At 57.6% G+C, this 22,739-nt stretch carries 11 protein-coding genes; 5 read left to right on the top strand and 6 right to left on the bottom strand.

Annotation, left to right across the window (positions count from 1 at the left end; all coding sequences use genetic code 11):
- Positions 1-97: 97 nt before the first annotated feature.
- Positions 98-3,820, bottom strand: coding sequence for a DNA-directed RNA polymerase subunit beta (rpoB, locus tag NHH03_RS24715; protein ID WP_253160812.1), 3,723 nt, complete (start codon positions 3,818-3,820; stop codon positions 98-100).
- Positions 3,821-4,450: 630 nt separating this feature from the next.
- Positions 4,451-5,710, bottom strand: coding sequence for a DUF5658 family protein (locus tag NHH03_RS24710; RefSeq protein WP_253160810.1), 1,260 nt, complete (start codon positions 5,708-5,710; stop codon positions 4,451-4,453).
- Positions 5,711-6,095: 385 nt separating this feature from the next.
- Here NHH03_RS24710 and NHH03_RS24705 point away from each other — a divergent pair, with 385 nt between their 5' ends.
- Complete coding sequence (locus NHH03_RS24705) at positions 6,096-6,371, top strand: hypothetical protein (RefSeq protein WP_253160808.1); 276 nt, start codon at positions 6,096-6,098, stop codon at positions 6,369-6,371.
- Between the two features lie 59 nt (positions 6,372-6,430).
- Here NHH03_RS24705 and NHH03_RS24700 read toward each other — a convergent pair whose 3' ends face one another.
- Both NHH03_RS24700 and NHH03_RS24695 read right to left on the bottom strand, forming a co-directional pair.
- Complete coding sequence (locus NHH03_RS24700) at positions 6,431-8,413, bottom strand: patatin-like phospholipase family protein (RefSeq protein ID WP_253160806.1); 1,983 nt, start codon at positions 8,411-8,413, stop codon at positions 6,431-6,433.
- A gap of 50 nt (positions 8,414-8,463) precedes the next feature.
- Positions 8,464-8,895: a PGPGW domain-containing protein gene (locus NHH03_RS24695; protein WP_253160804.1), complete on the bottom strand. Its 432-nt coding sequence runs from the start codon at positions 8,893-8,895 to the stop codon at positions 8,464-8,466.
- 269 nt (positions 8,896-9,164) lie between these two features.
- Between NHH03_RS24695 and cls the strand changes: the two genes are divergently transcribed.
- The 3 genes from cls to NHH03_RS24680 all read left to right on the top strand — a co-directional run bounded on the left by cls (position 9,165) and on the right by NHH03_RS24680 (position 17,813).
- On the top strand, positions 9,165-10,583 hold the full coding sequence (gene cls / locus NHH03_RS24690) for a cardiolipin synthase (protein WP_253160802.1): 1,419 nt from the start codon (positions 9,165-9,167) through the stop codon (positions 10,581-10,583).
- Between the two features lie 78 nt (positions 10,584-10,661).
- On the top strand, positions 10,662-11,111 hold the full coding sequence (locus tag NHH03_RS24685) for a hypothetical protein (protein WP_253160800.1): 450 nt from the start codon (positions 10,662-10,664) through the stop codon (positions 11,109-11,111).
- Positions 11,112-11,444: 333 nt separating this feature from the next.
- A complete protein-coding gene (locus NHH03_RS24680) occupies positions 11,445-17,813 on the top strand; it encodes a hypothetical protein (RefSeq protein WP_253160798.1) in 6,369 nt (2,122 codons plus the stop codon).
- Here NHH03_RS24680 and NHH03_RS24675 read toward each other — a convergent pair.
- Positions 17,800-20,436: a serine/threonine-protein kinase gene (locus tag NHH03_RS24675; protein ID WP_253160796.1), complete on the bottom strand. Its 2,637-nt coding sequence runs from the start codon at positions 20,434-20,436 to the stop codon at positions 17,800-17,802. The two genes, NHH03_RS24680 and NHH03_RS24675, sit on opposite strands and share 14 nt — an antisense overlap.
- Before the next feature lie 302 nt (positions 20,437-20,738).
- Between NHH03_RS24675 and NHH03_RS24670 the strand changes: the two genes are divergently transcribed.
- Positions 20,739-21,056 carry a hypothetical protein gene (locus NHH03_RS24670; protein ID WP_253160793.1) on the top strand — a complete coding sequence of 106 codons (318 nt, stop codon included), beginning with the start codon at positions 20,739-20,741 and terminating at the stop codon, positions 21,054-21,056.
- Here NHH03_RS24670 and trpE read toward each other — a convergent pair.
- Complete coding sequence (gene trpE, locus NHH03_RS24665) at positions 21,048-22,601, bottom strand: anthranilate synthase component I (protein ID WP_253160791.1); 1,554 nt, start codon at positions 22,599-22,601, stop codon at positions 21,048-21,050. The genes NHH03_RS24670 and trpE overlap by 9 nt on opposite strands.
- Between the last annotated feature and the right edge of the window lie 138 nt (positions 22,602-22,739).

The raw sequence follows: 22,739 nt of genomic DNA, 5'->3' as shown, positions 1-22,739 counted from the left end.
GTGCAAATCGGGGACGAAAAACCGTGCTGGGTTTAACCGTCCCCGTCCTTGTTAATGCAAGCGGGCGATGCCCTGGTTTCTAGAGAGGGCCCTAGAACTAGATAGGTCTTTTTTCGAGTTGCATGTTCAGTGCCAAGCCACGAATCTCGTTGGTCAGAACGTCGAAGCTGGCAGGCGTGCCGGCTTCCAGGGTGTTCTCGCCCTTGACCATTGATTCGTAGATCTTGGTACGGCCTTCGACATCGTCGCTTTTGACCGTCAACAACTCTTGCAAGATATAAGCGGCGCCATAGGCCTCCAGAGCCCAGACTTCCATCTCGCCGAAACGTTGGCCGCCGAAGCGGGCTTTACCGCCCAGCGGTTGCTGGGTGATCAACGAGTACGGTCCGGTGCTTCGAGCGTGGACCTTGTCGTCGACCAAGTGGTGCAGTTTCAGCATGTAGATGTAGCCGACCGTTGTCTCTTGCTCCATCGGTTCACCGGTTCGGCCGTCACTTAGACGAACCTTGCCGTGACGTGGCAAATCGGCTTCTTCCAAAGCGTCATTGATGTCTTCCTCGTTGGCACCGTTGAAGACCGGCGTGATCGATTGGAACCCGAGTTTGGCACCGGCCCACCCGAGGTGAGTTTCCAAAATCTGACCCACGTTCATCCGACTGGGAACGCCCAGCGGGTTGAGCAGGATTTGCAAGGGAGTCCCATCGGGCAGGAACGGCATGTCAGCCACCGGCAGGATCTTGGCGATCACACCTTTGTTACCGTGACGACCGGCCATCTTGTCACCGACGCTGATCACACGCTTGGTGGCGATGTAAATCTTAGCCATCTGCAACACGCCGCTACGCAGTTCATCACCGCGTTTCATGCTGTTGAGTTTGCGATCACGCAGATCGATGGCTCGTTCGACGTTGGACCACTGGGCCTTGTAGACCTTTTCGACCGCTGCCTTTTTGTCATCGCCTTTGACTTGGTCCAGAATGTGGTCCAGTCGGAATGCGATGGCGCGTTCGGCGACGAATTTAGGGTCTTGGCCGTCGGCCAGTGGGGTGCCGGTGGAATCTTTGACCTTGGTCCCCGCAGCCTCTTCCAAATCACGGACGAGTGATTCAAACGTGCTGGCGATTTCCGCGTTTCCAGATGCCTCGACATCTTTCAATTCACGCTCGAATTCCTTTCGCTCGTCTTCGGTCAAGCTCATCCGGCGTGAGAACTTGTGGGTGTCGATGACGATGCCTTCGATTCCCGAAGGAACTTCTAGCGAGTCATTTTTGACGTCTTCACCGGCACGGCCGAAAATCGCGTGCAGCAGTTTTTCTTCCGGCGTCAGTTCGGTCTTGCTTTTCGGGCTGACCTTGCCGACCAGGATGTCGCCCGGTTTGACATAGGTACCGACTTGAACAATGCCGCTTTCGTCCAGGTTGCGAAGTGCTTTTTCGCTGACATTGGGGATGTCACGGGTGAATTCTTCGCGGCCCAGTTTGGTCTCGCGAATTTCAACATCAAAGTCTTCGATGTGAATCGACGTGTAGGTGTCGTTCCGCACCAATTCTTCGCTGATGATGATCGCGTCTTCGTAGTTGAATCCGTCGAACGACATGAACCCGACCAACACATTCCGGCCGAGTGCCAGTTCGCCGTTTCGGGTCGCGGCGCCGTCAGCGATGATCTGACTTTCCTTGACTTCGTCTCCGAGTCGGACCAGCGGTTTTTGGTTTTGGCAGGTGCGTTCGTTCAGCCCCTGATATTTTTTCAGCTCGTAATGATCGCTACCGATTTCGATCCGCGACGAGTCCACATAGGTGACTTTTCCGGCGCGGCGTGCCCGTACGACCATGGCGCTGTTGCGGGCGACTTCGCGTTCCATCCCGGTGCCGACGATCGGTGGTTCGGCCACCAACAGTGGTACCGCTTGACGCTGCATGTTCGAACCCATCAAGGCGCGGTTTGCATCGTCATGCTCTAGGAACGGAATCAGCCCGGCAGAGACGCCGACCATCTGGCTGGGCGCGACGTCCATGTAGTTGACCTGTCCGGGTTGGACAATTTTAAAGTCACTGCGGACGCGAGCGATCAAGTTGGGACCGGGTACCAATTCGCCGTCTTTGACCGCGGTGTCAGCCGGCGCCACATAGGCTTCGTTTTCTTCGTCGGCACGCAACCAAACGACTTCCTCGGTGACCTTGCCCTCTTTGACACAGCGATAGGGAGTGATCAGGAAACCGTAATCATCGACGCCGGCGTAAATCGCCAGCGAGCTGATCAGACCAATGTTGGTCCCTTCCGGTGTCTCAATCGGGCAGATCCGACCGTAGTGCGAAATGTGCACGTCACGGACTTCGAATCCGGCGCGTTTTCGGTTCAAACCGCCTGGGCCGAGCGCGGACAAGCGTCGCTCGTGTGTCAGTTGGCTGAGCGGGTTTGTCTGGTCAACGACCTGGGACAGTTCACCGCGACCGAAGAAGTAATCGATCGCAGCGGAAACGCTTTTCGGGTTGATCAGCGATCGCGGCGTCATGTCTTGAGCATCTTTGACGCTCATCCGCTCTTGCACGGTTCGACGCAGTTTCAAGAATCCCTTGCGAAGTTCTTCGCAGGCCAATTCATCAATGGTCCGCAGGCGACGATTGCCGAGATGGTCGATGTCGTCGATTTCGGCAGTGCTATCGGGATCGAACAGTTCGATCAGGTAGCGGATCGATTCGATGATGTCGTCTGGACGCAGGGTCATCACCGATTCGCTGACGCCCAAGCCGAGTTTTCGGTTCAGACGGAAGCGGCCAACCTTGCCCAGGCGATAGCGGTTGTCGTCGTAGAATTTTTCTTCGAACAGGACACGTGCTTTTTCCAGTTGCGGCGGGTTGCCCGGACGCAGACGCTGGTAGATCCGCAGCAACGCTTCTTCGTGGCTGGCGGTGTTGTCGTCCATCAAGGTGTTGAAAATCAACGGCACCTTGGGCGCGTCCATGCACTGAATGCTGGTCACTTCGGCGACACAGATCGTTTCCGCAATTTCTTTGGTGATCCGGTGAGCCGCTTCGATGATGATTTCACCGGCGCGCTCGCTGCCGCTGGGGTACACGACATCGTCGACGGCGATTTTGCCTTCGATTTTCGCCGCACTCTTGATGCTGGAAAGCTTTTCGGTGCGGGTCGGGTAAAACGCTTGCAGGATGTCGGCATCGGTCGAGAACTTGGGGTCCATCGCCCGCAGCAATGTCGTCGCTGCGAATTTACCGCTCTGGTCAATCCGAACGGTCAATGCGTCCTTTTTGGTGACATTGAACTCGACCCAACTGCCACGTTCGGGGATCACCCGACAGGAGGGCAGCTTGCGGTCGGTGGTGGTGTCCGTGTCCCAAACAAAGTCCACACCGGGTGAACGGTGCAACTGGCTGACGACGACGCGCTCGGCACCGTTGATGATGAATTCACCGCCGCCCATCATGATCGGCATGTCGCCCAGATAGACCTCTTCCTCGTGCGGTTCTTCGCGATTCAGTCGCAACCAAATGCGCAACGGCAGCCCGTAGGTCAGTCGCAATTGACGACATTCTTGGCTGGTATAGCGAGGCTTTCCAAGCTCGTAGCGCAAGTACTCCAGCGTGATGTTGCCGTCGTAGCTGGCGATTGGAAAGATTTCGCGAAGGACACTTTCCAGCCCATGGTCGTCGCGTGACGTTGGGGCCGCGTCTTCCTGCAAAAACTCCTTGTAAGAAGCCGTTTGCAACGCGGTCAGATCGGGCAGCTCGAAGCTCCCTTGATCGGTACCAAAGTGACGGATGGACGTGGGCTGAAGACGACGCTGGGACGTGACTGCCATCGGTAAAGAAAGCTCCTGCTGGACTTGAGATCCGTGATCTCGGACGGCTATCGGGCTGGAATCGACCGAACTGTTACAAACATTGATGCTGCGACAAACTCGGTGCCCTGATAGGTTCGGTATTCCGATCGACGTGACAAATCGGAGGTGCGGACATTCGGTCGCGGGAAAGAACTGGGTCGGTTACGGGCGAGACTGGGCACCAAGAACACCCCTGCGATGCGACGCAAGTAAGACGCACATGAATCGAGACCGATAGCGCAAACCTGGCTCTGCCGATGGGCGGCACAGTCAGGACAGACACAGTCGGTTGCGAAAAACGCGTTCGCCAAAACAGCGTGACTGCCATCGACACGAAAACGGACGGCTGGGACCTAGGCTCGATCCGGCAGAGTATCACAAGGTGCCGCGGGAGGAAAGCCCAAGCATCAAAAACTGGCCCGAATTGTGCTGTTGGCCGGATTGGCGTCGCAAGTGCAGCATCCGTAACGACTTGCGGTATTGTCTCGCCGGTCTGTCGAGCGTGCTGCGGGGCCTCGCCGGCCGCCGAAAAAAAGTTTTGCTAAAAACCTTGCTGTTCTTGCGCTAGATTCGCTCGCGGCGGTTTGCTGCCACGAGTGATTGAGGGGCCTACAGGAACATCGACTGAAACACGACCCAGCGGGCCGTCAGCAGTGTCAACAGCAGGCAGCACCACCACGAGGCGACTTGGGCGACCGGGCGGCGATGCAGGCTGTACAGAATCGCGATCGAAATGGTCGTCACCGCGGTTTTGAACAGGAACAGCAGGACGGGTTGGTCGATCAGTCCGCTGCCCAGTGGATTCAGTTCACGCATCAGTCCCGCATTGGCGGTCCCGATGGTCCAGATCAGGTCCACTGCCGACAGCAGTCCGACGATCAGCAGTGACTGGCCCACCACCCGGCGTTGCTTCAGCCAATCGTCTTGCTCGTTGTCGCCTGCCGTTTTCTCGATGTTGGGCCGGTTCGACAGCAGGTGTCCGAATCCCAGTACCACGACCACCATCGCAAACACGGTCAGCGGATAGGAAATCTTGTTCATCCAGTAGCCGGCTGAAATCACGCGGTCGCCATCGACGGCAGCATTTTCCAGTCGCTCCAGGTCAGTCGTCGCTCGACTGAGAAAGCTTTCGGTGGGTTGAAATTCGTGGACCAGGCGATTCCAGGTTTCCACGTCGGTGTCATTGCGCAGTTCAGTGGGGATCTGGGATGATGTGTCGTTGCTGATCGACGTGACGCTTTGATGACCGCTAAGTGTCTTCAGCAGGTCGTAGCCTTCGCGTGTGAGCGATACGAACAGTGGTGAGCCGCCGGTGTAGAGCACCGTCACGGTGCCAAAGCTGGTGGTTTCAATGTCATCGCACAGCCTGGCGAGCGGCGTGCGTTGCGGGCGGCGAAACCCGGGGTATCCGACGCGGCGAAATTCCGGTTCGTCGCCACTGCGTCCGAATCGTGAATCGTCACGCTCGCTCTGCGTCATGCGTCCGCGGCCTCGCGATCCACGTTCGTCCCAGTCGCGATCGTCCCTGCCGCGTTCATTCCAGCCACGACCGTCCCATCCGCGGCCTTCCCATCCACGACCCTCGCCGCCTCGACCGTCTCGTTCAGAGGTTTCGTATTGGGACAGGTCAAACGAGTCTTTGGTGAATTCGCGACCGTTGATCGTCAGCGTTTCGTCGCTGAATTTGAATTGGTAGGGAGGCGCGATGTATTCGCTGTCAATGAACAGGTACCCAGCCGGTGGGCGTGGCACCAGTTTTGCCGTTTGGGACCATCCAACAGTGCAGGAAAACGCCAGCAGCGCCGCGCCGCAAGCGACCAGCACTCGCAGCGAGGAGATTGATGTCTTGATCAAGTGATTCCCGTTCATATCCATCCGGCCATTTCCCACAGAAGAAAACGCGATTCATCCCGACTAACAAGACTCCGCACTGGAATCTGTTTCCTAGGCTTTAACGTCTCGGCCAACGGCAAGTTTCGAAAAACCTGCGGTTCTGGGCCGACATCCAGCAAAAAATGGTTCGTTTATTGGCTGGTTTGCTCGGCCCCCTGGGGACCGCACGGTGAACGCGACGCTTGGGCTCTTTTGCGCCAATTAGGATCAACCGCGGTCGACAACGATTGGTTCCGTTTTCCACTACAATCGGCGGTCGCCCGCCTGGGCACTGGCCGACGACACGTTGGCTGGATTATGTAGCGATAGCAAACGCCAGGCTGACGGGGCTTTTCTGCATCTACAGCAAGAGGAATCCGAAATGGTCGATCCAACAAGCTCTGTCGAAGGGGCGGTTGATGAACTCAAGCGACAACGTGACGAACTGAAGCTCAAGATCCATCTCGGCGGGATGGAGGCGAATCAGGAATACGAGCGTCTTTCCGACAAAGTGTTTGAACTGGAGCAGCAGCTGAGTCCGGTCAAAGAGGCGGCCGAGTATTCTGCCGAGCAAGTCGCCGCAGCGCTCCAGCTCGCTGCGGGGGAGATGCTTGCCGGTTTTGACCGCGTGCGTAAAGCAATCAAAGAATCGAGCTGATCCCCTCTCTTTCCGAAAGGAGCTCGTGGGCAGGCCGCCGCAGGCGTGTTCTCGTTGTCTTAGAGGGTGATCCAAGTCGAACGTATTTCTGGCAGCAACTTCTGTGCTGCCAGTTCGCCGACCTTGGCAATGGAACGCGCCTCGGCAAAGTCGGCGAAGTCATAGTCTCGGGTGTCCGGTTCGATCACAAAATCGGCCGCCAACATTTGTAGTTGCGAGGATGCAAACCGCGCGATGTCCATCACGCGGTACGCCGTTTCGAAACGATTGGGCATCTCCATTTGCTCCAGCGGCGTTGTTTCAGTGGCACCGTTGAATTGCTCTGGGATTTCTTTGGTCACGTCAACACCGACCACAATTTTGGCACCACGGTCCCTGAGAGTGCTCGCTGGCAAATTGTTGACCACGCCACCGTCGACCAGCATCTGACCGGCGCGCAAGATCGGTTTCGCCAGAATAGGCACGTTGATGCTTTCCAGAATCGCGGTGACCAAGTCCCCGCTCTCGCGAATGACCGCGCGGCCGGATACCAGATCGGTCGTGACAATGCTGAACGGAACCGGCAGCTGTTCAAAGCTCCAATCGTGGTAATATTCACGCAGCATCGCTTCCCAGGCACGCATTTGAAATCTTCCGAACAGGAACAGGCGTCTGCCACCCGGAAGTGCATCGAGCATGTCGTGGGGTTTGAGCCGAGTCGAAAATGTATCGATCAAAAAATCAGGCGTCAGACCGGCGGCATACCCGACTCCGATCATCGCTCCCACACTGGTTCCACTGATCCGATCGAAATCGATCTCGAAGCGATCAAACAGTCGTAACGCACCCAAGTGCGCGGTCCCTCTTGCGCCGCCACCGCCGAGTGCCAGTCCGGTTGATGTTGCGCGAAAATGACGGGTCAGCCGTCGAACGTCGCTGCGGTTTAGGTTGCCCTGCGGTGTCACTCGACACAGAAAGTCGCGTTGCTCAAGTGTCGGGCTGCACCATTGTTTGCGGCCCAGTTGTTGGCCTGGATCCAGCAATTGCACGCAGGTTATCTTGGACGCCCAGCGTCGATCTTGGCGGACCAATTCGTCGGGCAGTTTCTCCATCGTGGGATTGGGGTGCTGGTTGTCACAGCACCAGAGCACGTGATCGCAGCGCTCGATCGCGTCGAGTCGTTGGGGCGTTGATTCGGTCGTGGTGTCAAACCAGTCGATGCCGACCAGCACTCGTCCCGGTGGCGTGACCGACCGGTCATCGCTGGCAGAGTCGGGCAGTGCTTTCGCGTCGACCAGGCAAACGGCTTCGCCGCGTTGCAGAAACTCGTCCCGCATTGCCGTTCCGATTGAGCCGCAGCGCGGGGTGGTCGAGACGATGCCAATCCGGAGTGGCTGTTTGGTGTTTCGGTTGCCGGTCACGCCATCGCCGGCGACAGACCGGCTGGTGCTTGCTGTGCTGCCAAGCGAATGGTTTTTTGAACCGGTGTTGGTATCGGATGCGAGTTTGTCGGCAGGGACGTCGCGCGAGACGGATTGTGGGTAATCCAAATGCGGGTCACTCAGCAGCAAGGGAAGGCCTAGCCAGTGAAAATCGTCTCCGACGACTTGATAGTACCGCCGCTCGATTTGCAGTCGCGATGCGTTCAATAGGTTTTCATGCAGCATTGGCAATGATGCCAATAATTGCATCGCTGCATCGTCCTGGACGATCGCCAGACGCGCGTGCTGATCAGCCTGTAGCTCGACGCGACGACCGAAACGCTGCATCAATTCCGCTGAATAGGCAAACGCATCACCGGCGACAAGTTCGCTGAGGATGGCATCCTCGTTTGGGGCGACCGGTTCGCTGCGACGAACCAGTCGGGCTCGCCCCTCGATCACAAAGCAGAGGGCAAAACGCAAGTCGGTTCCAACCACCACGGGGGTCCATGCGGTCGCGGTTTGGTGAAGGCTGCATGCGGCAACCAATTCGGCAAGTTCTGGATCACCCAGGCCCGCACAAACGGCAATCCCTTGGAAGTCTGCGATGTCTAATTCGCCCATCGGATCAGGTGCATCCATTTCTGCCGCTCCAGTTCCTTCAATGTGTAAGCTGCGTCGTCGCAGACAGTCTAGCGATTGCTTTGACCAGGCGCTGGCAACTGCAAGGGTTGCTTGCCATATCGATTGCGAATTCGATTGATCGATTTGCGAATGATTGGTCGTTTCAAAATCATGATTTCAAAACGCCGCTTCCCCGGAAAGGTCGTCAGCATCAGACCGGCAAAAATCGTGAGCAGTCCCTGGCCGGGCAAGACCAGCATCAAGACGCCGGCTAGGACGAGTAGAGCACCGATCAGATTTCGCAAAAACCACAGGCACCCTATTAGCCAGGGGCGTGATTTTCCCTGCTCTGCAGGCGTGTCGGTGCGGCGGGTGAAGTAGTCTGCCGGCATTTTGACAAATACAACGGGCAGCAGCACGATGGCCAGGATCATGCCGATCGCAGAAATCGATGCCAGCCAAACCAGTGGTTCACGGTACTGGTTTAAAATTTCAAGCATCTTCGGATCACAACAGGACTCAGGGCGGCAGCACAGGGGCAAGGCAGCACAGAGCGCGCAGCGATCGGATTTGAGAATCGATCTGGATCGCTTGCCAGGGCCAGACCGTTTAGAATGGTTTCGTCAGCAATGCCTGGACCATTCTACTTTGTTCATGACGTTGATGTCATCTGCCATCAGGGGCAATCACTGCTGGTCGACCGATCATGGCGGGGGTTTTGACCGGGGCCCACTCTGGAATTCAATTCAATCCTTCTGCAGAGATAAGCATGTTGCCGACGTTCATCATTGTGATGCATCTGTTGGGGGTCGTCACATCGATACGAGCGGTGATGTCGACACGGACGTCGCAGGGAGCGATCGCCTGGGCGGTTTGTTTGAATACGTTTCCCTACCTGGCCGTGCCAGCGTATTGGGTGTTCGGTCAGTCGAAGTTTGACGGGTATGACCTGCTTCGGCGAAATGAGCAGGTCACCAACAGTGGTGTCGCCAGACGCGCTGCTGCCGCGTTGCGAGCGGTGGCTGTCACACCTGATTCGCCACGGATGGCAAGCCATATCGCGCTGCTTGAAAACCTGAGTCAGCTGCCGATCACGACTGGCAATGCCGCCAAACTACTGGTCGACGGCGAGCAGACCTTTGATGCAATCTTGGATGCGATGGAACAGGCCAAACGGTACATCTTGTTTCAATTCTATATCCTCCGAGACGATGGCCTGGGTCAGCGGTTCAAGGAGATGATGCTGCGGAAAGTCGCCGAGGGGGTTTCGGTGTACGCGCTATATGATGAACTGGGAAGTAAGGATTTAAGTGCTGCCTATTGCGAAGAACTGCGGGCAGCCGGTGTTGAAATCGCGCCGTTCAACACGACGCAAGGAAAGGGGAATCGGTTTCGAGTCAATTTCCGCAACCATCGCAAGGTGGTGGTTGTCGATGGCAGCGTTGCGTTCGTGGGCGGTCACAACGTCGGCGACGACTACTTGGGCCTGGATCCCAAGCTGAGCCCCTGGCGTGATACCCATGTCCAGCTTCGTGGACCGGTCGTAAAGAGTGTCCAGGTCTCGTTTGTCGAGGACTGGTATTGGGCCAAACGCGAATTGCCAGATTTGGATTGGGAGATCGAGACGGCTGCCGATGGTGATTTGGCGGCTGCCTGCGTGCCTTCGGGGCCGGCGGACAAGCTGGAGACCGGGACGCTGATGTTTTTGCACGGAATCAACTCCGCCCAAGACCGGATCTGGATTGTCAGCCCCTACTTTGTTCCCGACGAACAGCTCATGTCGGCCTTGCAATTGGCGGCTTTGCGTGGCGTGGATGTACGGATTTTAATCCCCCAGAATCCAGACGCCCTGCACGTCTATCTGTCCAGTATTTCGTACCTGCAAGAGGCGGAGGACGCGGGTGTCAAAATCTATCGTTACCAGCCAGGGTTCCTGCATCAAAAGGTGGCTCTGATCGACAAACACCTGTCGTCGATTGGGACCGCCAATCTGGACAATCGTTCGATGCGGCTGAATTTCGAGATTACAATGTTGATCTATGGAGAGCGATTTGCCGGTGAGGTGGAGAAAATGCTGCTCGCTGATTTTGCCGTCAGCAAGCGAGCGACGCCCGAGGAGTACACCAAGCGATCCTTTCCCTTTCGATTGGCCGTCCGGATTTGTCGGTTGTTTGCACCGCTTCAGTGAGCGATCGCACCGATGAACGCGTCGATGGAACGGTCCAAGATCCGGTGCCCCCCTTATTACTGACACGAAAAAGCAACGATGGAATCCGAATCAAAGGCGATGTCGACTAGGGAATTGACCGTTGCCGTCACAACGTTGTTGGAACGTGAGCAGGAGCGCGACGAAAAAGCACGCCGTCGGCGGCGTCGACGCATTCGCCGGCAACGCCAGCAACAGCGTGCCAAGGTCACGCAACTGGCCGACTCGATCGAAGTGATCAAGTACTGCATCCTTGGGATCACATCGGTGATGACAGTGGCGTTGATCATTTTAGTGGCCGTGGTTTGGAAAATCGGCAACGAGGCTGAGCGGATCAAAGGAGAAGTTCAGCAAGTCAAGGCGGAAGCCGAAACCATCGTCAGGGAGATCGAGCGCGAAGCGGATTCGATTCGCGACAAGCTGCAGCATCCACTCCGCAGTATCGGAGGCGCCCTGGGCGGTCAACTGGGACACAGCCTGGGCAACGCCCTGGGGACCGACGCGGAATAAATGGGTCAGCAATATCGCAACCCGACCCGTCAGTTTTGAAGTTCCGCTATTGGATTTCGCCCGCCCGCCCCGGAGGGAGAGTAAACAGATCGAGGTAGCAATTTGCGATCCATTCGAGTCGAACAGCCAGTTTAGCGCAACTTCAAAACTCACGCGTCGGGTTCGGAAAATCCCGGCCGGGGGTGAACAACTGAACCTGATGGAATTTCTACGGTTCTTTCTGGGTTTCACCTAAGAAATCTTCACGGCATGTGTCTTTACCAGCGGCTACGCTAAATCGTTAGGCCATTTGTCGCTGCTTCTCTCTCGTCCACCCAGCTCCCGTGATCTGTCATGCTATCGCAAGATCCAAGCCGAATTCTTGTCCGCTCATCCCTGCTGGCGCTGCCAAAGTCCTGCACTGCCATCTTGATCGTGTTGATCGGACTCATCCCCACAAACGTTATGGCCGAACCGATCGGATTGATGGAGCGATTCGCGCTCGCCCAGGATCGCCAGCAGATCCTGGACGAATTGATCCCAGGCAGTGACGACTATTTCTTCTATCACTGCCTGCATTTTCAAAACACCTCTCAACTGGACCGTGCCGAAGCCACGCTCAAACAGTGGGTGGACAGTCGCAAGGGATCGCTGACGGCGCTGATGCATTCGATGAATGATCGTCAGCGTTTGTTGACCTACGAGCAATCACCCCAGCAAACGATTGACTACTTTGTCCGCCGCCTGGGCATCCAGCTCAACCATGCCCCGCCGGTCAAGCAAGGCGCGCGTCAATTCCCCAGTGAGCTCGCCGGCGGTTTCATCAATCTCGATCAATTGGTTCGCAACTCGTTGCGTGACAATGTCGCGCTGTCACCGGCGGGAATGCAACTTGCAGCCGATTTCTATCGGGCCGGCGGAGGGGTGCAGAACAATCTGTCACTCGAAGATTTTCTAAAGCGAGTTAATGGCTCTTATCTGACCGGACTGGATCAGTTGGTGATCAAGGAACTGAAGTCGCGGCCGGTGCGTGATCAGCGATTCGGCAACTTGCCAGCCCATCAATACCTGACCCTGACCGAATTGGAAACTGTCGGCCGTAGCGTTCCAGCGGTGGCGGATGACAATCCGTTCGTCTATGCGAAATTACGTGCCCTGCGCCCCGGCGCCGATGTCGATCTCAGTCAACAACCACGTGAGCGGCGCGGGTACTTGGCGCGTGTCGAAAGCTATCTGCGGACGCTGCCGGCTTCGTACAACTCGATGAAGGCTGCCGCGGCCTATCGCTTGCTGGAATCCAATTTGGATTTTGGTATCTGGGACAACGAACTGTTTCTGCGTTATCTGCAGTTGCCTCGGGAGAGCCCGATCGTTAGCCCGCTGATAGCGCGGACGGGATTGAAAGCCAATCTGAATGAAGACTTCACCTCGGTCGCGATTCTGCCGCCGATCGGTGACGAGCATCTGTTGGTGGAAACCTATTTGCAGCACTTTTTGCGCGACGCCAATGACACGGCGCCGTACGATCGTTACTTGCAACCGGACTTTCTCCGTGGCGTGTTTGCGCGGACCAAACTGATGGCCGGTGTTGCTAATCCACAACCCTACTACGACATGCTCTCGGCTGTCGAGCGGCGGGCGCTGCGAGACAAGGTTCAACTGAGTTTTGCGCCGACCAATCCAAAGTATTACCAAAGCGACCAGCCGACGGAACTGTTGGTCGATGTCAAGAATATCGACAAGCTGGTGGTGCGGGTCTACGAGATGAACTCGCTAGCCTACTATCGCACCAACGAAAGCCCGCTGGATAGCGATGTCGAACTCGATGGGTTGATCGCCTCTCATGAGAAGACGATTTCCTATGATCGAGCGGCGATCGAGCGTCATCGTGAAAAAATCTCACTTCCCGAAATCGGCAGCCGTGGGGTTTGGGTGGTCGACTTGGTCGGCAAAGGGCTGCGAGCTCGCACGCTGATCCGGCGTGGTGATCTACAAACGGTGCGTTCGGCCGACGCCAACGGCATGCAAATCACGGTCTTGGACGAAAACCGGCAGCCGATCCCAGGGGCCAAAATCTACGTCGGCAATCAGGAATTCACTGCCGGCGATGACGGTCGCGTGCTACTGCCGATGGTCAACCAGGCCGTCGATCGCAGAGCCATTGTTGCCGACGGCATGATTGCGAAACCACTTCACTTTGAACACTTGGAAGAAAACTACTCGCTGGCCGCCGGATTTTTCGTTGATCAAACGCTGCTGCAGTCCGGCCGATCGGCGGCGCTAATCGTGCGTCCGCAATTGAAACTCGGCAGCACGGTGGTGGATCCCGCGCTGCTGAAAAAAGCCACGCTGCGAATCATTGCGACAGACTTGGATGGGATTCAAACGACCCGGCAATTCGATGATCTGAAATTAGATCAGGCGAAAGAGCTGGTCTTGAATTTTCGCGTCCCGCCACGAGCCGCAAGCATCGAATTCGAATTGTCCGGTCACGTCGTCGGTTTGTCCGATCGACGTCAACGCGAGCTTTCCGCATCCGACTCGATCGAGATCGCCGGAATTCGTCGCACCGCTCAAACCGTCGACGCATTCTTGACTCGTGACGGTGATCGCTATGTGATCGAAACCCGTGGGCGAACCGGCGAATTGGTTTCCGCCGCGACGGTGCAGTTGGAATTTGCCGTCGACATTGGCGACATTCGTCCCAGTCAGATGCTGCAGTCTGACGATCACGGACGGATCCAATTGGGGAAACTCGAGCACGTCACTCAGTTGCAGTATGGGATCGCCGGTCACAGCCAACATCAATTTGATTTGAAACTGGATCAACAGATCTGGCCTCCGGCCGTGAATCTTTCCACCACCGAATCACTGCGATTGCCGATCGTCGATGGATCGACGGTGGATGCATTTCGGCTGTTGGAAACGCGTGACGGACAAAACCATTTGGACCTGACCAACCAGTTGCGAATCGAGAATGGTTTTCTGGTCGCCGACAAACTTCCCGCCGGAGACCTGTATTTGCTTGATCGTCGAACCGGCGCAACAACGCAATTGTCGGTCGTCCAGGGACAACAGATCGATCATGTCCTGGTCGGCAAGATTCGTCATCGTCAAACCAGCCCGGCGGTCCCCTTGTCGATTCGCCAGTTGACTCAAAACCAGGACGGCAGTTTGACGGTTCAGTTGGCTGGCAATAGCGAACTGGCACGGGTCCATGTCATCGCGTCGCGGTACTTTGATCGCCACTCGCCACTGGATGAGTTGTATTTGGGGATGCCGCCGCTGCAAGGTCGTGGGCTGTCGCTGGGGCGATCCGGCTATGTCAGCGATCTGCGTCTGGGCGATGAATATGAATACGTGTTGCGCCGCCAGTATGCTGCCAAGTATCCCGGTGTGATGTTGCCGCAACCCAGCGTGTTACTGAATCCCTGGGAAACCGAAACCACTTCCAACGCCAGTCAGGCAGCGCGGGGCGGACAGGCACCGACCGCATCGGCGCCACCGCGACCGGAGAGTATGTCGAGGATGGCGGAGGAATCTCGGCGGCAAAGCGCGGGCAACGTGCCCACCCCTGATTACGACTTTTTGGCCGACAGCGGCGTTTTGGCCGTCAACCTGCTTCCCGATTCCGACGGCAAACTGACCATCCCGGCCAGCCTGGTCGATGGCATGCCGATCGTGCAGGTCATCGCCGTCGATCCGGCAACGGTGCTGCGGCGGACGGTGACATCGGCACTTCCAAAAGCGGCGACGGAAGATCTGCGTTTAGCGAACTCGCTGCCTTTGGACCGATCGCTGTCATTCGAACGATCGGTCTCCATCGTCTCGCCTGATCAGCCGCTTGATTTGGCATCGCTCGGATCGGCACAGGTCCAAGTTTATGGGGACGTCGATGCCCTGTTGACGCTCTATCGCAGCCTGGTTGATGACGACCGGTTGGATGATTTTCAAGTTTTGGGGCGCTGGCATACATTGACCACGCCACAAAAGTTGCAGCACTACAGCGAACTGGCTAGTCACGAGTTGCACTTGTTCTTGCGGATGCATGACCAGCCGTTCTTTGAATCAGTGATCAAACCCTACTTGAGCAACAAGAAAGAAAAACAGTTTCTTGACCACTGGTTACTAGGCGATGACCTGTCGCAGTACGCGACGCTATGGCGCTATCAACAACTCTCCGCAGTCGAGCGAGCCTTGTTGGCCATTCGAGTCCCGGAGTTGCGTGGTCACATCCGACGCGATCTGGCGGAAACCGTCGCCATGCAGGATGACGATTACGGCGTGATTCGCATGCAAATCGAAAGTGCTTTGCGCTCCAGCGGTATGTCGGTCGCCGAAGCCGAACTCGTTGAAATGTTGGGCCTCGCTGAGCAACAGGTTGAATTCAAGAAAGGAAACCTTGGGCGGACACTGGACTTCAGTGACGGCGATAGTGATGGGTTGTCCATGGATGGAGCAATGGGGATGGGGGGAGCGGTTCATGACAAACGGTTGAAGCGGGAATCGGTCGCCCGCCGGATGGGACGCACTGCCGAGCCCTCGTCACGGGGCATGATGTTTGGTGGTCGTGTTGCGTTGGGGGTTCAACCCAGTTTCTATCAGTCACTCGACAGCACCAAACAATGGGCCGAAAGCCATTGGGATCAAGTCCGTGTCGTCGGGGGGCCCACACCGATCGATTTGATTTCGATCAATCCTTTCTGGAACGACTTGGCCGCCGGCGATGATTCCAGGCCCACCGTTTCGCAGCACTTGCTGCGTTGCACCGACAATCGACATGCGGCGCTGGTGGCGCTCGCGATGTGCGGACTGCCACTGGACGCTGGCGAAATTTCGTTGCCGGAACGACCGGAAACCGTTTACCGTCCCGAGCATGCGGTGGCATTGGTCACCAAGCAATTGCGTGAGCTCGAACCTCTCGACGGACAATCCAGTGTGTTGATCGGTCAGCTGTTTAAACCACTCGGCCAAGTCTCCGATTCCGATTCGGAAACACCCGAACCGGACGAATTTGTGACCGGCCAGCCCTACCAGGGCCAAGTGGTCGTTTCGAACCCGACCGGCCAAGAGCAGTTGGTGGAATTGTTTTGGCAAATTCCGGCCGGCAGCATCGCGTTGGGCGGCGCTCAGGTCACCGACAGCAAGACGATCCAATTGGCGCCGTTTGCGGTATCGGCCATTGATTACCAATTCTACTTTCCCACCGCCGGCGAATTCGTTCACTATCCGGCAACCGTTTCACGCGGCGATACGTTACTCGCCCGCGCCAGCGAGAAAACGTTTAACGTTGCCGACCACTGGCCGGATGATGCCGTCACTTGGCAATCGATCGCACGCGACGGATCCGCGGCTGATATCAAAGCGTTTCTGCAGACGGCCAATTTGCATCGATTGGATTGGAGCCATGTCTTGCATCGCTTACCAGATCGTGAAATCTGCGACACGGTGATCGCAGTGGTTCGGCAAGCTCGCTTGCCAGTCCCTGACGTTTTGGCATATGGGTTCAAACACAACGACAGCGAAGCAATGCGTCAGTTCCTGTCGTTGCGTGACGATTTGGTTGCCCGGGCCGGTCCCACACTCAAATCGACGCTGCTGACGGTTGACGCAATCGACCGACGCCAATACGAGCATTTGGAATATGCCCCGCTGGTGCGCGCCCGCATCCACCGGCTAGGCGAAGTCGACGAGATTCTGAATGCGACGTTCCTGGCGCAGTACCAACAATTTGTTCGACGGATTGGTTTCGCAGCCGAAATCGAACCCAGCGAAATGATGCCGCTGACGTATTACCTGTTGCTGCAAAATCGAATTGAACAGGCGATGGGCTTCTTTGCACGCCTGGATCGTGATTCGGTGCCCAGCAATCTGCAATACGACTACCTGGCCGGTTACCTGGCACTGCATCGTGGTGATTACCAATCGGCCGCCGAGATCGCGGGCCGCTACGAAGATCATCCGGTGCCCCGCTGGAAGACTCGATTTGCGGAGATGGCATTGCAGGTTCGCCAGCGTTTCGAGCTGATGGATTCACGCCAACTGGTTTCTGTTGATGGTGAAAAGGCAATTGATGATGTCGGCGTGTCCCCCAAAGCGGCTGATCTGGCAATCGCGGATCGCGAGCAGGCCAACAGCCAGGCTTCGGCGGCAGTCCCGGAAGTCATCATTCGTATCGAGGGCGATGCGATCCGAGTCGATCATCGCAACACCGATCAGGTCGAACTGAATCTGTATGGCGTGGATTTGGAGTTGCTGTTCAGCAAGGCTCCGTTTGCTCGCGAGGATTTGGAACGGATCGCGATGGTCCGCCCGACCGCGACACAAACGCTAACCATGCAAACCAAGACCGGTACGATGCGTTATCCGATCCCAACTGAATTGCGTTCCAAGACGTTGCTGGCTGAGGCCAATGTAGGATCGTCTCGTAACACGGCGCTGTACTATGGCGGCGAGCTGACGACCTATGTCAGCGAAGGTTTCGGGCAATTGCAAACCACCGACGCCGCCACGCACCAACCGGTGACGGGGGCTTATGTCAAGGTCTATGCCCGTTACCCCGATGGTGATGTCCGCTTCTTTAAAGACGGATACACCGACGGCCGTGGCCGGTTCGATTACACCAGTGTCAGCGCGGACGATGCCAAAGGCGCCAGTCGCTACGCGATCCTGGTGTTGAGTGATGAAAAGGGCGCCACACTGCACGACGTTAAGGCGCCGTAGGGTTCACTTCGCCGTACAGCACGCCGGGCAAATAAATCAGCAATCCGATCACCGCAGCGACCATCCAGGCCGCTGCGGGGCCGATCGCTGGAATCCCCAACGCGGCGCCGAACAGGATCACGAGTGTTGCGACCACGGCGAAGGGTGTCATCCGCCAACCCGATACGAATGCCGACAGACACAGCAACAGACCGGCAACCCCGATCGACCACACACTGGTCGATCCGCCAAACGCGTCGGTTTGGGTATCGGCGGACAGCGCGTCGAGATCAATTTGGCCGCTGCGGATGCTGTGCACGATGTCCGCTCCGTCCAACCCGGTCGTTTGCACGGCAAATGAAAACGCGGCCAACAACAGACATCCGGCCAACATCCGTGTGTATCCCGAGAAGGCAAACTTCAGACCGGCGTAACGGTCTCTTGGTCGTTTGTACTTTCCACTGCGGGCATCCTCCAGCATTGCTTTGATGCGCATCCGTTTGGCTTCCGCCAGGACCTGTTCGTTGTTGGCCGATTGGTCGACCGCCAACTGGGCCGTTTCCATGATCGCCGACGCCATTTGCCAACTCTGCTCGCGTGCCTCGGCTGCGCTAACGCCTTGGCTGATCAACGATGCCTGTTCGACCTGGGCTAGTTTTTCGCGGTCGTTGAGTCTCCGGTTCTTTTCTGTCTTGACGGCCAACATCGCGCACAATCGATCACGCAGCGATGGTCCTTCGGTCGCGTCATCAAGTGACTTGTCGGCGGCAAGTCGTCGCCGTGTTTTGATCAGTGCGTCGTAGCCGAACAGAGATTCGTAAATCGTTTGCCAGTTCTTGCCGGCATAACGAGCCAGGAAATCGCGGAGCCCAGATTCCTCCGCGCCACCGATTCGCAGATCACGCACGAAGCGTTTTGCTTCCTGCAGCGGTGCCTGGCCGAGTTTGGCTGAGGCGACGGTGACGGCATAGTGGTAGGCGACGGCAATGAGCGTTCCCACAACGGCTCCGGCCAAGGCACCGATCCAACCGCCGCTGGCCAGGACCGCGACGATCAGAACGCAGGCCGAGAAAACGCCGACGCCGATGCCAAACCAAGACAGCGTGCCCAACCAGCGACGGACATGGTCCGCGATTGCGCTCGGACCACTGATCGCGGCCAGTGCGACGGCAACGGCACAACTGGTCAACAACATCATGGGGCCGAACAGCACCCATGCCAATGAGATCCATGGCGACGCGAGGGTGATTGCAATCGCCGTCGCGACCAGAGCAACGGTCAAGGGTTCCGACCAACGTTTCAGCAACTGTGTTTTGGCATAGGCCGCTGCCAGGGTTTCCCAGCGATCCGCTTGATCACTGCTAGGGGAAAATCCGGTCAGCGACGTCACACCCAAGAACGATTGCAATTGATCGATCATCTCGGCCAGCGATGCGTAGCGATCGCTGGGGCGTTTGGCCATCGCTCGATTGACGATCTTGGCCAGCGGCGCGGGGACGCGGGGGTTGATCGCCGCGAGGTCTGGCAGTGCCGAATGCGCGTGTTGGTCAATCACTTCCGACACCACGCTGCCTTCGTAGGGTGATCGGCCGGCCAGCATGAAAAACAAACTGCAGCCTAGCGAATAGATGTCCGCGCGGTGGTCGACCGTGGATGCATCGGCGCTCTGTTCCGGTGCCATGTAGGCGGGCGTTCCCACCGCCGTGCCCTGCATCGTCACCTGGGTCCCGCTTTGCAGTCCGCTGTGTGGAATCGGTTGGTCCGATGCATCGGGATCGCCCTGCTCGGGAACCTTCACCAGTCCCAGGTCTGCGACTTTGACCACTCCGTCGTCGCTTAGTAGCAAGTTGCTCGGTTTGACGTCGCGATGCACCATCCCGCTGCGGTGCGCGAATTGCAATCCACGCGCGGCTTGCAACGCATAGGTCGCAGCCAGTTTGGGATCAATCGACCCCTTCTCGCGCACCAAGTCGCTCAGCGATCCGCCGCGGACCCATTCCATGCTGAAGAAACGTTGCCCTTCGTCTTCGCCAAAATCATAAATCTGCACCACGTTGTGATGCGACAGCTGCGCCGCCGCGTAGGCTTCGCGAGTGAATCGCGCCAGCGATGCCGGGTTATCGGCCAACCGCCCGCGGATGGTTTTGAGCGCGACGTCGCGATCGAGTGAAATCTGTTTGGCTTGATAGACAGCGCCCATCGCTCCGCGGCCGAGCATCCGCACGATTTTGTAGCCGCCCAATCGCGTCGGGGCCGGCGCCAAGTCGCGGTCGCCTTGATCCTGGCGGTCGGCCAGGTTTGGATCGAGGATGCCAGCGGCGGGCGCGTTCGTTCCATCGGTCGACGGCGCCGCGGTGGGCGGCAGTGTCTGGGTGACCTGATCGACGCTCTGTCCGGCGTCGACACGTGTCTGGGCGGCCGGATTGGGACCACCGGGCCGTGTCGACGGCCGGTTGGCAGACGGTTGATTCGCCGAGCTTTCGTTTTGAGTTCGCGGTTTGCCAACCCGTACTCGTGGCGGGGCGTCTTCACTGACCAGGACCAGGAACGGCTTCTCACACTGCTTGCAGCGGGGTTTGTAGCGTCCCGCCCGGGGATGTCCCAACTGAAGTTTGGCGGCACAGTAGGGACATTGGATCTGCATCGATAAGAGACGAGCGAGAAAGGGAGGAGGGACGAGCCGTCGGCAGAATCTTCATGATAGCTGATTGAGAGGCAGCAACTGGTCACCACTGGGCACTGTCCACCCCCAGTCAGAGTCGGTGTGAGAAGAGCCACCTGCGGATCGGCGAGTGGTTACGGGTTTAGGTGCTGGCTTTAGACGACAAGCTGGAATAGATTTAGTGACCGCCTGTCGAATCGGTGTTCGGATTTCAGACGACCCATTTCGATTCGAGCGGTTTGGAGTTCAGCTTTCGCAGTATCGGCCGAAAAGTGGGGAGTTCCATGGAGAAACTGTTTGATCCATTCAGACGAGACAACATTTCGGAATCGTGGTGCAACTGGGCTGACAATGTGACCGCGATTTCCGGCGCTCTCAGTTTGTATTTGTTAGCATTTTGGATGGATGCCGGGGGCAGTATGCTGATTCCGATCTTGATCGTCTCTCGCTACCTGTTTCACTGCATCCTTGGGCGTCTGATGCCGCCGGAGGTGGTTCCGCCCCCCAGCTTTCCTTGTAAGTGGGATCTGAAGTACCAGCAGGGATCGGGTCGCACCTGCGAAAGCAGCTACCAGCCGTACAAACGTCCGCAATCACTTTGACAGACGTTGCACCGTCAATTCGATCGCGGTGATCAACGCCCTCGCTTTGTTGAGTGTTTCCTCGTACTCCGCGTCGGGGTCGCTATCGGCGACCACGCCACAACCGGCTTGCACGTGTACCAAGCCATCTTTAATGACCATCGTTCGTAGCGCGATGCAGGTATCCATGTTGCCGCGGTAATCGATCCAGCCGACGGCGCCGGCATAGGGGCCGCGGCGGTGCGGTTCGATCGAGTCGATAATTTCCATCGCGCGGACTTTGGGAGCGCCGGAAACGGTTCCGGCCGGTAGCGCGGCTTTGAGCGCGTCAAAGGCATCCAGTCCGGGGCGCAATTTGCCTTGGACTTCGCTGCTGATGTGCATCACATGGCTGTAGCGTTCGACGACCATGATTTCGGTCAGTTCGATGCTGCCGAACTCAGCCACTCGGCCAATGTCGTTGCGTCCCAGATCGACCAACATCACGTGTTCGGCGCGCTCTTTGGGGTCGGCCAGCAGTTCTTGTTCCAGGGCCTTGTCTTCTTTGTCGCTCTGGCCGCGTTTGCGGGTGCCGGCCAAGGGACGAACGGTCACGATCGAATTCTGGACCCGGCACATGATCTCGGGCGAACAACCGACCAGCACACCGTCGGGGGTCCGCAGGTAGAACATGAACGGGCTGGGGTTGACCACTCGCAGCGAGCGATAGATTTCCAGCGGATCGACGTCGGTTTCGACCGTCAGCCGCTGGCTGGGAACGACTTGGAAAATATCGCCGGCGCGAATGTATTCGACACAGTCCAGCACCGCTTGGCAGAACGCACTGCGGGTGAAGTTGGATTTCACTTCCAGCGGCTGTTTCTGCGCGTCGGCCCGCCACACCGCTTCGTCCCAGACATCGGGGGTGATCGCCGTGCTGCCGGCGCCGACGGTCAACTTGGCGATCGTGGCCTCGACATTTTGCGTGGCCAGTTGCAATGCTTCGTCGGCCCCGGCGGGACTGTCCACGTCACGGCAATCGGCCAGCGAGACGACGGCGATGGTTTTGTCGACGTGATCGAAAACGCACAGCGTGTGGTAGAACGCAAAATCCAGATCCGGCAGCCCGCGATCGTCTTCGGGGGCGTTGGGCAGGTGTTCGACATAGCGGACCACGTCGTACCCGGCATAGCCAATCGCGCCGCCGACGAATGGCGGAAGTTCATCCAGCTGGGCGACTGATTTTTGGAAATGGGTGCGAAACGCGTTCAGCGGATCGGGATCGGTGAACGTCTGCGGCGGCGTTTGGCCGGTCAGATCGGTCACGGTGACTTCGTTGCGGGTGGCTGCGAAACGCAGGGTCGGTTGGGCGGCCAGAAAGCTGTAGCGGCCCACTTTTTCGCCCCCGATCACACTTTCGAACAGGCAGGCGCCGCCGGGCGCCGGCGCGGTTCCGTCGGCGGATCGATCCAGCAGGCGAAATGCCGTGACGGGAGTCAACGCATCGCTCAAAAGGCGCCGATAGACGGGGACAAAGTCATGCTCGATGGCAAGCGACGTGAATTCGTCGGGGGTCGGGTGGTGCATCGCCAAGGCAGGTACAAGATGGAACGGGCAATCGGACTTTCGCCTCCAGTGTCGTCATCGGAACGCCGATCGTGTAGGGGACCGGGTTGGTTTTGCCACCTCCCAGCGATAGAATCTTGTTTGCAGACTGCCCTCGAA

The organism is Stieleria tagensis, from assembly GCF_024129865.1.
GTDB lineage: Bacteria > Planctomycetota > Planctomycetia > Pirellulales > Pirellulaceae > Stieleria > Stieleria tagensis.
The sequence above is the reverse complement of the archived record's forward strand: the minus strand, read 5'-3'. Positions and strand labels throughout refer to the sequence as shown.

What these genes read in the sequence shown, in the direction of transcription:
- NHH03_RS24705 (WP_253160808.1), top strand. Translation starts at nt 6,096, where the DNA reads ATGGTCGATCCAACAAGCTCTGTCGAAGGGGCGGTTGATGAACTCAAG.
- cls (WP_253160802.1), top strand. Translation starts at nt 9,165, where the DNA reads ATGTTGCCGACGTTCATCATTGTGATGCATCTGTTGGGGGTCGTCACA.
- NHH03_RS24695 (WP_253160804.1), bottom strand. Translation starts at nt 8,895, where the DNA reads ATGCTTGAAATTTTAAACCAGTACCGTGAACCACTGGTTTGGCTGGCA.
- NHH03_RS24685 (WP_253160800.1), top strand. Translation starts at nt 10,662, where the DNA reads ATGGAATCCGAATCAAAGGCGATGTCGACTAGGGAATTGACCGTTGCC.
- NHH03_RS24710 (WP_253160810.1), bottom strand. Translation starts at nt 5,710, where the DNA reads ATGAACGGGAATCACTTGATCAAGACATCAATCTCCTCGCTGCGAGTG.
- NHH03_RS24675 (WP_253160796.1), bottom strand. Translation starts at nt 20,436, where the DNA reads ATGCAGATCCAATGTCCCTACTGTGCCGCCAAACTTCAGTTGGGACAT.
- NHH03_RS24680 (WP_253160798.1), top strand. Translation starts at nt 11,445, where the DNA reads ATGCTATCGCAAGATCCAAGCCGAATTCTTGTCCGCTCATCCCTGCTG.
- trpE (WP_253160791.1), bottom strand. Translation starts at nt 22,601, where the DNA reads ATGCACCACCCGACCCCCGACGAATTCACGTCGCTTGCCATCGAGCAT.
- rpoB (WP_253160812.1), bottom strand. Translation starts at nt 3,820, where the DNA reads ATGGCAGTCACGTCCCAGCGTCGTCTTCAGCCCACGTCCATCCGTCAC.
- NHH03_RS24700 (WP_253160806.1), bottom strand. Translation starts at nt 8,413, where the DNA reads ATGGATGCACCTGATCCGATGGGCGAATTAGACATCGCAGACTTCCAA.
- NHH03_RS24670 (WP_253160793.1), top strand. Translation starts at nt 20,739, where the DNA reads ATGGAGAAACTGTTTGATCCATTCAGACGAGACAACATTTCGGAATCG.